This is a genomic window from Paractinoplanes tereljensis (assembly GCF_016862435.1).
Lineage (GTDB): Bacteria > Actinomycetota > Actinomycetes > Mycobacteriales > Micromonosporaceae > Actinoplanes > Actinoplanes tereljensis.
Window position 1 is genome coordinate 87601 of the sequence record NZ_BOMY01000060.1, and the last position, 13143, is coordinate 100743.

The 13143-nt window shown below is 69.6% G+C and carries 9 protein-coding genes; 4 read left to right on the top strand and 5 right to left on the bottom strand.

The window, feature by feature from the left end; all coding sequences use genetic code 11:
* Window positions 1–4: 4 nt before the first annotated feature.
* Together pflA and pflB are read right to left on the bottom strand one after the other, a co-directional pair.
* The gene (gene pflA, locus Ate02nite_RS45040; RefSeq protein ID WP_203814127.1) at window positions 5–775 is read right to left on the bottom strand and encodes a pyruvate formate-lyase-activating protein; all 771 of its coding nucleotides are present in this window, start codon (window positions 773–775) and stop codon (window positions 5–7) included.
* 2 nt (window positions 776–777) lie between these two features.
* Window positions 778–3009 carry a formate C-acetyltransferase gene (gene pflB / locus Ate02nite_RS45045; RefSeq protein ID WP_203814128.1) on the bottom strand — a complete coding sequence of 744 codons (2232 nt, stop codon included), beginning with the start codon at window positions 3007–3009 and terminating at the stop codon, window positions 778–780.
* Between the two features lie 238 nt (window positions 3010–3247).
* Between pflB and adhE the strand changes: the two genes are divergently transcribed.
* Entirely contained in the window at window positions 3248–5815 is a 2568-nt protein-coding gene (adhE, locus tag Ate02nite_RS45050) for a bifunctional acetaldehyde-CoA/alcohol dehydrogenase (protein ID WP_239148177.1), read from the top strand.
* A 130-nt stretch (window positions 5816–5945) separates the two neighbouring features.
* Window positions 5946–6512: a hypothetical protein gene (locus Ate02nite_RS45055; protein ID WP_203814130.1), complete on the top strand. Its 567-nt coding sequence runs from the start codon at window positions 5946–5948 to the stop codon at window positions 6510–6512.
* A gap of 57 nt (window positions 6513–6569) precedes the next feature.
* On the opposite strand, the gene Ate02nite_RS45060 is transcribed toward Ate02nite_RS45055, so the two are convergent.
* A complete protein-coding gene (locus Ate02nite_RS45060; protein ID WP_203814131.1) occupies window positions 6570–8459 on the bottom strand; it encodes an IPT/TIG domain-containing protein in 1890 nt (629 codons plus the stop codon).
* Between the two features lie 287 nt (window positions 8460–8746).
* On the bottom strand, window positions 8747–8917 hold the full coding sequence (locus Ate02nite_RS45065; RefSeq protein ID WP_203814132.1) for a hypothetical protein: 171 nt from the start codon (window positions 8915–8917) through the stop codon (window positions 8747–8749).
* Window positions 8918–9234: 317 nt separating this feature from the next.
* Here Ate02nite_RS45065 and Ate02nite_RS45070 point away from each other — a divergent pair, with 317 nt between their 5' ends.
* Together Ate02nite_RS45070 and Ate02nite_RS45075 are read left to right on the top strand one after the other, a co-directional pair.
* Entirely contained in the window at window positions 9235–9612 is a 378-nt protein-coding gene (locus Ate02nite_RS45070; protein WP_203814133.1) for a hypothetical protein, read from the top strand.
* Window positions 9613–9637: 25 nt separating this feature from the next.
* Window positions 9638–11836: a tetratricopeptide repeat protein gene (locus Ate02nite_RS45075; protein WP_203814134.1), complete on the top strand. Its 2199-nt coding sequence runs from the start codon at window positions 9638–9640 to the stop codon at window positions 11834–11836.
* A 200-nt stretch (window positions 11837–12036) separates the two neighbouring features.
* Here the strand turns inward: Ate02nite_RS45075 and Ate02nite_RS45080 are convergent, their stop codons facing one another.
* A complete protein-coding gene (locus Ate02nite_RS45080) occupies window positions 12037–13125 on the bottom strand; it encodes a hypothetical protein (RefSeq protein WP_203814135.1) in 1089 nt (362 codons plus the stop codon).
* Between the last annotated feature and the right edge of the window lie 18 nt (window positions 13126–13143).

Genomic DNA, 13143 nt, shown 5'->3' on the forward strand with positions numbered 1-13143 from the left:
CCCGTCAGGTCGCGCTGACCGGCAGGCCGTGATCGGCGAAGATCGCGGCGGCCTCGGCCAGCTGGTCGGGCGTCGGGGGCAGGACGCCGTCGAGGGGGTAGCGCATGCCCAGCTCCTCGTACTTCGACACGCCCAGCCGGTGGTAGCCGAGCACGTCCACCCGGTCGATGTTGCCCCAGCCGGCGGCCAGCCGGGCCACCCCGGCGATGTTCTCCCGGTCGTCGGTCAGGCCCGGGACCAGGACGAAGCGCAACCGGACGAGGTTGCGACGGGCGGCCAGCCGGTCGCCGAAGGCGATCGTCGGCTCCAGCGGCATCCCGGTCACCTTCTTGTACAGCGCCGGGATCGACGACTTCACGTCGAGCAGCACCAGGTCGGTGTCGTCGAGCAGCTCGTCGGAGGCCCGCGCCCCCAGGAAACCCGACGTATCCAGCGCGGTGTGCATGCCGTATTCCTGGCAGCGGCGCAGGTAGGCCTGGACGAAGCGGGGCTGCAGCAGCGGCTCGCCGCCGGAGACCGTCACCCCGCCCCCGGCGGCCTGGATGAACGGCCGGAACGTCAGCATCTTGGCGACCAGTTCCTCGACCGCCATCAGCTGACCGTTGCGTCGCTGCCACGTGTCGGGGTTGTGGCAGTAGAGGCAGCGCAACGGGCAACCGGCGAGGAACGTCACGAACCTGGTGCCCGGCCCGTCGGCGGCGGTGACCACGTCCCAGGAGTGCACCGACCCGGTCGGGACGAGTGTCTGGGGTGCCGGGAGCGGCCGGGCGACCATGATTACAGCGCGCCGTGGAAGGTGCGGGAGATGACGTCGTTCTGCTGCTCCCGGGTCAGGCGGACGAAGTTGACGGCGTAACCGGAGACCCGGATGGTCAGCTGCGGGTAGTTCTCCGGGTGGGCCATCGCGTCTTCCAGGGTGGCCCGGTCGAGCACGTTGACGTTCATGTGGAAGCCGTTGACGGCGTTGTAGCCGTCGAGCACGCCGACCAGGTTGGTGACCTGCTCGGGCTTGGTGTTGCCGAGGCCGGCCGGGGTGACCGTGGTGGTCAGCGAGATGCCGTCGAGGCTGTGCTCGTAGGGCAGCTTCGCGACCGACAGCGCCGCCGCGACCATGCCGTGCTTGTCGCGCCCGTTCATCGGGTTGGCGCCCGGTGCGAACGGCTCGCCGGCCCGGCGGCCGTCGGGGGTGTTGCCGGTGGCCTTGCCGTAGACGACGTTGGACGTGATGGTCAGCACCGACTGGGTGTGCATCGCGTCGCGGTAGGTCGGGTGCTTACGGATCTTCGACATGAAGATCTCGACCAGCTCGGTGGCGATCTTGTCGGCCCGGTCGTCGTTGTTGCCGTACGCCGGGAACTCGCCCTCGGTCTCGTAGTCGGTGATCAGCCCGTCGTCGTTGCGCACCGGGCGGACGGTCGCGTGCTTGATCGCCGACAGCGAGTCGGCCACGACCGACAGGCCGGCGATGCCGCACGCCATGGTGCGCAGGATGTCCGAGTCGTGCAGGGCCATCTCGATGCGCTCGTAGGCGTACTTGTCGTGCATGTAGTGAATGATGTTGAGCGCGTCCACGTAGGTCTCGGCGAGCCAGTCCATCATCGTGTCGAACCGCTGCGCGACCTCGTCGTAACTGAGCACCGCGCCGGTCAGCGGCGGCAGGACCGGTCCGACCTGGACGCCGGTGATCTCGTCGCGGCCACCGTTGATCGCGTAGAGCAGGGTCTTGGCCAGGTTGACCCGGGCGCCGAAGAACTGCATCTGCTTGCCGACCTCCATGGCCGAGACGCAGCAGGCGATCGCGGTGTCGTCGCCGTAGCGCGGCCGCATGAGCTCGTCGGATTCGTACTGGATCGCGCTCGTGTCGATCGACACCTGCGAGCAGAACCGCTTGAAGCCGTCGGGCAGCGCCGGCGACCAGAAGACGGTCATGTTCGGCTCGGGCGCCGGGCCGAGGTTGTAGAGGGTCTGCAGGTAGCGGAACGAGGTGCGGGTGACCAGCGGCCGGCCGTCCGCGCCGATGCCGCCGATCGACTCGGTGACCCAGGTCGGGTCGCCGGAGAACAGCGCGTCGTACTCCGGGGTGCGCAGGAAGCGCACTATCCGCAGCTTGATCACGAAGTCGTCGATGAGCTCCTGCGCGGCCGCCTCGTCCAGCGAACCTTCCAAGATGTCGCGCTGCAGGTAGATGTCGAGGAAGGTGGAGGTGCGGCCGAGCGACATCGCCGCGCCGTTCTGCTCCTTCACGGCGGCCAGGTACGCGAAGTACAGCCACTGGATCGCCTCGCGCCCGCTCGACGCCGGGCCGGAGATGTCGTAGCCGTAGGAGGCGGCCATCTCCTTGAGCTCGGACAGCGCCCGGATCTGCTCGGACAGCTCCTCGCGCCGGCGGATGAGCGCCTCGGTGAACGGCGCGCGCGACGCGGCCTTGTCGGCCTTCTTCGCCGCGATCAGGTGGTCGACGCCGTAGAGGGCGACCCGGCGGTAATCGCCGATGATCCGGCCACGACCGTACGCGTCGGGCAGGCCGGTGATGATGTGGGCCTTGCGCGCGGCGAGGATGTTCGCGTCGTACACGTCGAAGACCCCGGAGTTGTGGGTCTTGCGGTACTTGGTGAAGATGTCGGCGACGACCGGGGACGGCTCATACCCGTACGTCCGGAGGCTGCCCTCGACCATCCGCCAGCCGCCGTTGGGGATGATCGCGCGGCGAAGCGGAGCGTCGGTCTGCAGACCGACGATGAGCTCGGCGTCGCGGTCGATGTAGCCCGGACCGTGCGAGGTGATGGTCGACGGGGTGTCCGGGTCGACGTCGTAGACGCCGCGCTCGCGCTCCTCGGGGAACATCGCGGACAGCTTCGCCCAGACCGCCGTGGTGCGCTCGGTCGGCCCGGCGAGGAAGCCGCCATCACCGGTGTAGGGCGTGTAGTTGGCCTGGATGAAGTCACGGACAGCAACCTCGTTCTGCCAAGCACCCTCGGTGAATCCGCGCCACGCGTTCTTCTCGCTCATTGCGATGCCTCCCCTTGCCGGTCTCCGTCCACCGTCGCACCGGGGCGTGTGCGAACTACAGGCCATTGGTCCCTACCGTTGCGGGCCGGGTGGCCTGAAACTGCACAGACCAGCCTAAACGGGCCCTTGGGAAGACGGGCCAAAAGTCCCGGCGACGGCCTGCCGGAAGCCCCTGAGGCTCATGCCGGGGGCGGAACAACGATGGGAGCACAGGCTCGACCGATGGGGTGAGGACGCGATGACGGACATCGACACGCTGGTGACGAACGCTCTCAAGGCGCTCGACGACTACAGCGCGTTCGACCAGGAACGAATCGACCGGATCGTCAAGAAGTCGTCGGTGGCGGCTCTCGACCGGCACGCCGCCCTGGCCCAGCTCGCGATCGACGAGACCGGCCGCGGCGTGTTCGAGGACAAGGCGGTCAAGAACATCTTCGCGTGCGAGCACGTCACGCACAGCATGGCCAAGATGCGCACGGTCGGCGTGATCAGCGAGGACGAGATCAGCGGCATCATCGAGATCGCCGACCCGGTGGGCGTGGTCGCGGGCATCACCCCGGTGACCAACCCGACCTCCACCACCATCTTCAAGGCGCTGCTCGCGCTCAAGACCCGCAACCCGATCGTCTTCGCGTTCCACCCGGCCGCCCAGCGGTGCAGCGTCGAGGCGGCCCGCATCGTCCGGGACGCCGCGGTCGCGGCCGGCGCGCCGGTCAACTGCATCCAGTGGGTCGACGAGCCGTCGGTCGCCGCGACCTCCGAGCTCATGCACCACGCCGGTGTTTCCACGATCCTCGCCACCGGCGGAAACGGCATGGTCCGCGCGGCCTACTCAACCGGGAAACCCGCGCTGGGCGTCGGCGCCGGCAACGTCCCGGCGTACGTCGAGAAGAGCGCCAAACTCAAGCGCGCCGTCAACGACATCGTGCTGTCCAAGTCCTTCGACAACGGCATGATCTGTGCCTCCGAGCAGGCCGTGATCATCGACGAACCGGTCTACGACGCCGTCCTCGACGAATTCCGGGCGCTGCACGCGTACGTGTGCAGCCCGGAGGAGAAGCAGCAGCTCGAGAGGTTCATCTTCGGCGTCGCGGCCCGCGGCGCGAATTGCGCGGAAGCGAAGCTGAACGCGGCGGTCGTCGGCCGGCCCGCCACCTGGATCGCCGAGCAGGCCGGGTTCGCGGTGCCGGCCCAGACCTCGATCCTCCTGGCCGAGGTCGGCGAGGTCGGCCCGAGCGAGCCGCTGACCCGGGAGAAGCTGTGCCCGGTGCTGGCCGTGCTGCACGCCGGGAGCCGCGCCGACGGCCTGCGCCTGGCCGCCGAGATGGTGGAGTTCCACGGCCTGGGCCACAGCGCCGTCATCCACACCGAGGACGCCGCCCTGGCCCGCGAGTTCGGCGAGAAGGTCAAGGCGGTCCGGGTGATCTGGAACTCGCCGGCGTCGCAGGGCGGCATCGGCGACATGTACAACGCGTTCCTCCCCTCCCTCACTCTGGGTTGCGGCAGCTACGGGCACAACTCGGTGTCGAACAACGTCTCGGCGGTGAACCTCATCAACATCAAGCGCATCGGCCGGCGGACGAACAACCTGCAGTGGTTCAAGGTCCCGTCGAAGATCTACTTCGAGCCGCAGTCCATCCGCTACCTGACCGACATGCCGGACGTGCAGCGGGTCACCGTCGTGACCGACGACGCGATGACCCGGCTGGGCTTCGTCGACCGGCTCAACCGGGTGCTGCAGCGCCGGCCCAACCAGGTCGCCCTGCAGATCATCGACGACGTCGAGCCGGAACCGCGGATGACCACGGTGGACCGCGGCGCCGCCCTGATGCGGTCGTTCAAGCCCGACACGATCATCGCGCTGGGCGGCGGCTCGGCGATGGACGCGGCCAAGGTCATGTGGCTGAAGTACGAGCACCCCGAGATCGACTTCGAGGACATGCGGGAGAAGTTCTTCGACATCCGCAAGCGGGCGTTCGCGTTCCCGCCGCTCGGCGACCGGGCCAAGCTGGTCTGCATCCCGACCACCTCGGGCACCGGCGCCGAGGTGACCCCGTTCGCGGTGATCACCGACCACCGCACCGGCAAGAAATACCCGCTCGCCGACTACGCGCTCACCCCCACCGTCGCGATCATCGACCCGGTGCTGACCGCCAGCCTGCCCCGGGTCATCGCCGCCGACAGCGGCTTCGACGCCCTCACCCACGCGATCGAGGCGTACGTGTCGGTCTACGCCAACGACTTCACCGACGGCCTGGCCCTGCACGCGATCCGGCTGATCTTCGCCAACCTGGCGAAGTCGGTGAACGACGCCGACCCGGACGCCCGCGAGCGGATGCACAACGCCGGCACGATCGCCGGCATGGCGTTCGGCAGCGCGTTCCTCGGCATCGTGCACGCGATGGCGCACACCCTGGGTGGCACCTTCCACATCGCCCACGGGCGCACCAACGCGGTGCTGCTGCCGCACGTGATCCGCTACAACGGCACGGTGCCGACCAAGCTGTCCGGCTGGCCGAAATACGAGAGCTACCGGGCGCCGGAGCGGTTCGCCGACATCGCCCGGATGCTGGGCCTCGCCGCGCCCGGCCCGGAATCACTGGCCGAGGCGGTCGAACAGTTGCGGGACGCGGTCGGCATCGAACCGTCGTTCGCCAAGCTCGGCATCGACGAAAAAGAATTCTTGGCGGCGCTGCCGCAACAGGCCCTCAACGCGTACGAGGACCAGTGCGCCCCGGCCAACCCGCGGATGCCGATGCTGGACGACATGCAGCAGTTGATGACGACGGCTTACTACGGGGCCTGAAAGATTTCGACGGTGTTGCAAGGATTTGCAATCTGACGCGCTGATCGTAGGCTGTCGATGCCTACTTCCACTGAGGACGGCCACCACGAGTTTGCTGGTGGCCGCCCTTTGCGCACCCCACAGGAGCACTGTGCGATCGATCAGCAAGTTCTTGCTGGCTGCCCTCGTCGGACTGGCCGGCGCGCTGGCCGCCCTCACCCCGGCCGCCGCGGCAACCGGCCCGCAGCAACTCGGCCCGCAGCAACTCGGCGGGCTCGACCTCGGCGCGTACTGCCGCTCGATCGGCGCGGCCGACGCGGTGCTGACCGGCTCGACCGCCTACGACTGGCACTGCACCGGCACCGACGGCGGGCTCGGCGACCTCACCTTCGCGGCGGCCTGCCGCTGGACGTACGCCACCGGCGACGCCGTCGACCGGATCGGCGACTTCCGCGATCCGGCCTCGGTGTCCTGCTGGCGGGTCACCCCCACGGTCGTCGCGCCGGACTTCACGAACTACTGCACGTCGACCGGGCACAGCGCGGCGGCCCTGCTCGGCACCACCGCGTACGACTGGCACTGCGTCTCCTACAACCGCAGCGGCCCGACCTACTACGACGTCAGCGTCCCGGCGGTCTGCGCCTACACCGTCGGCAGCGCCACGATCGACCGGTTCAGCAACTACTACGACTCCGCCACCTGGGAGTGCCGGGTCTGAACACGCCGCCGGCCCGCTCCCGACGTTCAGGAGCGGGCCGGCTTGGCATTTCAACCCTCAGGCGCGGGCGGTGTACTTCGCGGCCGTCACGCTGCTGCCGCTGGGGGTGGTCACCGTGACCAGGTAGCTGCCGGCCGCGGTGGCCGGGACCGTCACCTGCAGCTTGGTGTCGGAGAGCACCTGGAACGGGACCTCGGTGTCACCGAGCCGCACGCTGGTGGCCCCGGTGAAGCTGGAGCCGGCGACGGTCACCACCGCGCCCTTGGTGGCCGAGCCGGCCGACGGGCTGAGCGAGCTCACCGTCGGCGCCGGGGCGACGTAGGTGAGGCTGATCGGGTCGGTGCTGCCGCCGGCCGCCTTGATCACGACCGGGACGGTGCCGGCCGCGTGGGCCGGGACGGTCAGCTTCAGCTGGGTGTCCGAGACCCGGGTGAGCCCGACGTTCCTGCCGTCGACGGTGGCGCTGACCGTGCCGACGAACGACGTACCGGTCACGACCAGCGCGGTGCCGGTCTTGGTGGTGACCGAGGTGGCGCTCAGCGACGTCACGGTCGGCGCGGCCGGGGCCACATAGGTCAGCGGCAGCGAGACGGTCCCGCCGGCGGTGGTGATGGTGACGTCGGCCGAGCCGGCCGCCCGGACCGGCGCGGTGAAGGTCAGCGACGTCGCGGTGACGTTCCGCGGGCTCGCGACCACGCCGCCCACCTTGACCGTGGCTCCGGTGAGGTTCGTGCCGGTCAGCGTGACCGGGGTGCCGCCGAGGGTGGTCACGGTGGCCGGGGCCAGCGCGGTCAGAGCCGGCGCCGGGGTGGCGTAGGTGAACTTGTCGGCGGCGACCACGGCGCTGGTGCCGGCACCGTTCGTCACGGTCACGTCGACGACCGTGCCGACCTTCTGGCCGGCCGGGACGACCGCGGCGATCGCGGCGGCGCCGCCGTCGGTGGTGACGTTGGTGAAGTCGGCGGTGACCGTGCCGAAGCTGACCTTGGTGACGCCGGTCAGGTTGGTGCCGATGATGGTGACGGTGGTACCGCCCGCGGCCTTGGCCGCCGACAGGCCGGTGACCTTGGGCGTGCCGACGGTGGCCTGACCCTTGTCGCTGACCCCGGCCACGGTGTAGCCCGCGACCACACTGCCGTTCACGAACGACCAGGCCAGCTTGGCGTCCCCGGAACTGCCCCAGCGGGTTCCCCACGAGTTACGGATGATCAGACCGGTCGAGTCGTAGCCGTACGCGGTCACCTGGTGGTAGCCGCGCAGCGCGCCCGAGGTGCTGCTGTACGCGTCCATCGACTTGACGGAGTCGAACGCCGAGTACACCGGAATGGTGATCGACACCGGCGTCCCGTCGGCCAGCGACTGCTGGATGGCCGCCTGCGCCCGGGTGCCGCCCTGCACGCCGGCGAACAGCGTGGTCCAGCCGGTGAGCTTGTAGTTCGCCGCGTTGGCGACCTGGTCGGCGGTGGGCGCGACGCTGTAGTTGGTGGTGCCCTGCCAGTAGTCGGCCTGGGTGTCGATGCCCTCGGTCTGCTCGTTGCGCAGCGCGGCCGACACCGACAGGCCGGTGTTCGGTCCGGGCGTGCCCTGCACGGTGCGCATGTACAGGTAGAGGGGCGCGTAGGGCACCCCGGCGCCGGCGATGCCACGGGCGTAGTAGCCGCTGAGGCTGTACCCGATCGACCAGGCCACGCACGAGCCGACCTGTCCCTGGTCACCGACGGCGGGCGCACCGGCCCGCAGGTCGACACTCGCCGGCAGGGTGCCGAGGGCCCGGATCTTGAACTTGGCCGCAACCTTCGCCGTGGGTGCCAGCGCTCCGGTGGGGTGGACGGTGCCGGAGGTGCGGGTGGCGGCGGCGGCCGGAATCGCCGGCAGCGCGACCGCACCGGTGGCGACGAAGGCCGCCGCCAGGATTCCGTGGCTGACGGGTCGGGTGTTGCGACGCATCCGTACTCCTTCCGGGGCCGCGTCCCGGCAACGGGAAGCGCGACCCGAGGGGTCGATTCGTGCCGTGATCTTCGGCAGCCGCCGTTGATCTAGAACGGAATCGACGGGAGCAGTTCGGTTGCACGGACGGAACATGACACGCAGGCCGCTAGTTGACTAGCGCCCAGGTGTCATGCGACCCTTCCGGGGCACAAAACGATCGGTGCAGCCGACTGTTCGAGTCGACTGCACCGATCGCGGACTTCCATGAGGGCCGGGGGCTGCGGTAACAGCCTTCCCGAGAGACGTCAGCCGACAAGCGCGAGGAGGACGCCCGAAGATTCAACCAGCCACTTCACCCACTGGATGGTGGCGGCAACGGCGTCGTGAGCCAGCCCTCCGAGACTCGACTGCAAAGGAGCAGCGACGGAGAGGTGCGCATCGGCAACCGGCAACGCTGCCAGCATGAACGAAACCATGAATCTCCCTTAATCGGCGGCCGTGGATGGCCGCCGGTCAGGATACGAGGAGATCCACTCGCTTGAACACTCTCACTTTTCGGTCATAAGGTGCGAACGTGGAGGTCTTTGTCCCCCGTCACGTACTTGTGATCGATATGCGACAAGTCCAAGTTGGAGTGTAACGACTTGACTGTTGCCGGAACCCGTGAATCAGATTCGGATTTTTCCACACCGTCGCATCGGCGTTTCGCTTGTTCTGACACATCACCGCTACGACACATCGGCCCTCCTCGCCGCCGTTAACATGAGGTCCTGTCACGACCGGGGGGACGTGCATGTTCGAGGAATTTGTCGCGGCCGTCGCGTCGGCCCTGTCCACTCAGGGATCCGCCCTGGTCGTCGCCGGCGGAAAAAGCGCTTTGAAGAACGTCTATGAGATCGTTCGCGCCCGATTCGGCCATGCCACGCCTGCGGCCGACGGTCTCGACGCCGCGCTCCAGCAGCCCGGTGACATCGCCCGCATCGAGGTCCTGGCCCGCTACCTGGCGACCGCCATGGCCGAGGACCCCGCCTTCGCCCAGCAGGTCACGGCTGCTTGGCAGGGCGCCACCGCCCACGGGTCCGCCGACGGGTCGGCCGTGGTCAACAACTTCAGCGGGCAGGCCCAGCAGGTGATCCAGACCCGCTCGATTCACGGCGGTATCAAATTCTGAACGCGCATCGACGGCGGGAGACGCGTTGAACCGCCCGCCCCGAGACCGCGCGGGAACGATCGGCAACGAGGTTTCGGGCTTCGTGGCCGGCCCGAGCATTCAGGCGTTGGACATTCACGGCGGTGTGCACCTGCACAGCCCGGCATCGCCGCCGGCGGTGATCCCACGCCAGTCGGCGGCTCCCAACCCACACTTCACCGGGCGGCGTTCCGAGCTCGAACTACTGCGCCGGGCAGCAGCCGGTCCCGGGCCCGCCGTCGTCGTGCTGAGCGGTCCGAGCGGCGTCGGCAAGACCGCACTGGCCCGGCAGTGGGCGCACGAGAACCTGGATGCCTTCCCCGGGGGACACCTAGCTTTGAGCCTCGGTGGGTTCGGCACCTCCGCGCCGACGGACCCGGCGGAGGCATTACGGCTGTTCCTCCGCGGTCTGGGTGTGCCGGACGGCAGCTTGCCCTCGAGCCTCGCCGAACTGACCGCGCTGTACCGGTCGCAGACCGCCGGGCGCTCCCTGCTGGTGATCTTGGACGACGCCTACTCGGCCGCTCAGGTGCGTGTCCTCCTTCCGGCCTCCACGTCGAGCATGGCGGTGGTGACCAGCAGATCTCACCTGTCGAGCCTCATCGCCGACGGCGCGACGCTGGTCGAGATCGCGCCGTTGACCAGCGGGGAGTCGGTGGAACTGCTGTCGAACATGGTCGGCCGGGCGCGGATCGACCACGAGCGCGAGCAGGCCGAGCATCTGACCAGCCTGTGCGGCGGGCTACCGATCGCCCTGTGCCTGGTCGCGGCGAGGCTGGCGGCCCGGCCCCGGTTGACAGTGGCCCGGATGGTCGCCGCGCTTGCGGACGAGACCAGCCGGCTGGCCCGGCTCGAAGCGCCGGGTACTCAGAGGCCGGGCGATCCGGTGCCGGGCGACGAGGCCTCGGTGCGGGGATCGTTCGAGTTGTCGTACCGAGCATTGACCGCACCGGCGGCCGCGCTCTACCGGCGGCTCTCCCTGCACCCGGGCCGGGAGTTCGGCCTCGGCCCGGTGGCGGCGCTGATGCCGCAGATCCGCACGGAGGCACCGGCCGCCGAGGCGGACCGGTTGATCGACGTCCTGCTCGAGCTCAATCTGCTGCAGGAGGTCGCCGAGGATCGGTTTCGGTTTCACGACCTCATCCAGTTGCACGCACGGGACAAAACCAATGAAAACGACACCGAGCCGATTCAGGATGCCGCACTGCTCGCCCTGCTCGAGTGGTATCTGAGGGCGGCCAGCGTGTGCGATGCAGTGGCGACCCCGTACCGCCGGCGGCTCGTCTACTCCTACCGCACCACGCCGGACGATCTGCCGGAGCCGGCCGGCCGCGATGAGGCGCTGGCCTGGATGGACCGGGAACGCGCGAATCTCAACGCGGCCGTCCAGGTGGCGCTCGACCACCGGTGGGCGGAACTCGCCTGGCATACCTCGGACGCCCTCTGGCCCCTGCAGCTCTACCGCAAGGGCGTCGATCGCAAGGACATCGACCTCCGCGGCCTCGCCGCCGCCCGGATGTGGGGCGATCACCCCGCCGCCGAGGGAAGGATGCTGAAACGTCTCGGTCGCACCTGCACCACCCTGGGTGAACACGACACCGCGGAACAGCTGCTCCGGACCGCGGTGGAGCGCTACACCGAGGCCGAGGACGTGGAGGGGCGCGTCGAGTCCCAGGAGATGCTGGCCCTGTCGTTCCGCGATTCCGGCCGTGAGCAGGCGGCGGTGGAGCTGCTCCAGGAGGTGCTGGTCGTCCGGCGACGACTGGGCAACCACCGCAACGTGGGGCTCACGCTGATCAACCTCGGCGCGCTGCTGGTGCGACAGGGCCAGATCATCGAGGCGATCCGCCTGCTCCGGGAAGCAGGCAGTTTGCTCGACCGGTCGGTGGCGGACGACCCGTACAACCCGGTCCGGGTGAAGATCGGGCTGGCGAACGCTTACCTGGCCTCAGGTGAGCTGGCCGCCGCCGATCGGCTGGCGGCCGAGGCGGTCGACGGTATGCGAGCGCTCGGCGCCGCCGTCGGCGAGGCGGAGGCGCTCGAACTGACCGGAACGATCGCCGGTCTCCGCGGCGATACCGGCCGGAGCAGTCGCTGCCTTCGGCTGGCGCTGGAGATCCTGACGACGCACGGGTCGCCGCGCGCCGCCGAGCTGCGGCGACGACTGGCGCTCACGGCACCACCAGCCGTACAGGACGGTGGCTAGCTCCTCCAGGTCGTCGCCGGCCGGCATCGCGAGGACGACGCCGTCCCGGAACCAGGCGTGGACGGTACCGGGTCCGGCGACCATGACCAGGCTCGCACCGGGATAGGTGGCGAGCAGTTCCGCGCCTCGGCCGGCGGACGCCCGGTCGTCCACGGCCAGGATCAGGACATCGGCGAGAGCATTCGGGTCGCCGGGCCGGCTCACGAGCCGACCGCCACCGGCGAGCCCGGAACGGCCACCACGGCCGGACCGGCGGCCTGGTCTCCGGCGCTCTCCGGCAGCCGCATGAGCCGGTACATCGTCTGTCTGAGCAGGTAGCCCGACCGGCCTGGCCGCGACGTTATCGCGGCGGCCACCCGCCGGTGGTCGATCGGACGGACGGCGAGGAGTTGCCGTTGAAGCGGTCCGGTCAGGTCCAGGCGCGTGGCCGCGTCCAGCACCAGTGCTTGCGGCGAGCCCGGGCCCGTGCGAGTGGCACGGCTCGCCGGGACGCGGAGGACCGGCAGACCGATGGCTGCGCCGTACGCGGTGACCGATCCGCGGTCACCGATCAGGTGATCGGCGGCCGCGAGGTACGCCCGCCAGTCGTCCGCCGAATCGGCAAGCATCATCCCCGCCTCCCGGCAGCCGCGGGTCCACGCGCTGACCTGGCGCCGGCCGTGCGCCCCCAGGATCGCCGGATGTAGGAGCAACGCCACTCGGAACCGGTCCGGCGGCAGCTGATTCATCAGCATCGGCAGCAGTTCGGGGACACCGCCGAACAACCCGTCCTCGCCCCACGTCGAGCTCACCACGACCAGCTTCTGCCGGTCGCTCAGCCGCAACGCCTGCCGGTACCGGACACGTTCGGCAAGGCTGGCGACCAGCCGGTCGAAGCAGGGATCACCGGCCACAACCGCGAGCGGTACGGCGTCCGGGCACTGCCGGGCCAGGATCTCTCGCTCATTGTCGTGGGACAGCGCGAGCGCCGACGCGACCACCCGGCCATCCCGGATCAGCCGGGGCGCGTCCAGTCCGTACACGGTGGGCCCGGTGGCCGGGAGGCCACCGCGCCCGATCGGATCGACCAGCCGGGCGCGCCCCGCCCCGTGGGCTGACAGCAGCACCGGCGCGTGCAGCTGGTGCAGCCCGCCGTGGGCAGCCGCCACCGCCAGGTCGAATGTCTCCCGGATCGCCTGCTGCCACGGGATGACGAGAGCACCGAGCCGCTGCAGATGACCGGTGACACCGGCGTTGAAGGTGTCCGGCGCCACCGTGAACACGGTCTGCACCCGAGGGTCCGGCTCCACGAGTTCCGCGATGTCCAG

Coding starts and splice junctions, on each gene's coding strand:
- Ate02nite_RS45065 (WP_203814132.1), bottom strand. CDS start 8,917: ATGGTTTCGTTCATGCTGGCAGCGTTGCCGGTTGCCGATGCGCACCTC.
- Ate02nite_RS45070 (WP_203814133.1), top strand. CDS start 9,235: ATGTTCGAGGAATTTGTCGCGGCCGTCGCGTCGGCCCTGTCCACTCAG.
- pflB (WP_203814128.1), bottom strand. CDS start 3,009: ATGAGCGAGAAGAACGCGTGGCGCGGATTCACCGAGGGTGCTTGGCAG.
- Ate02nite_RS45060 (WP_203814131.1), bottom strand. CDS start 8,459: ATGCGTCGCAACACCCGACCCGTCAGCCACGGAATCCTGGCGGCGGCC.
- adhE (WP_239148177.1), top strand. CDS start 3,248: ATGACGGACATCGACACGCTGGTGACGAACGCTCTCAAGGCGCTCGAC.
- pflA (WP_203814127.1), bottom strand. CDS start 775: ATGGTCGCCCGGCCGCTCCCGGCACCCCAGACACTCGTCCCGACCGGG.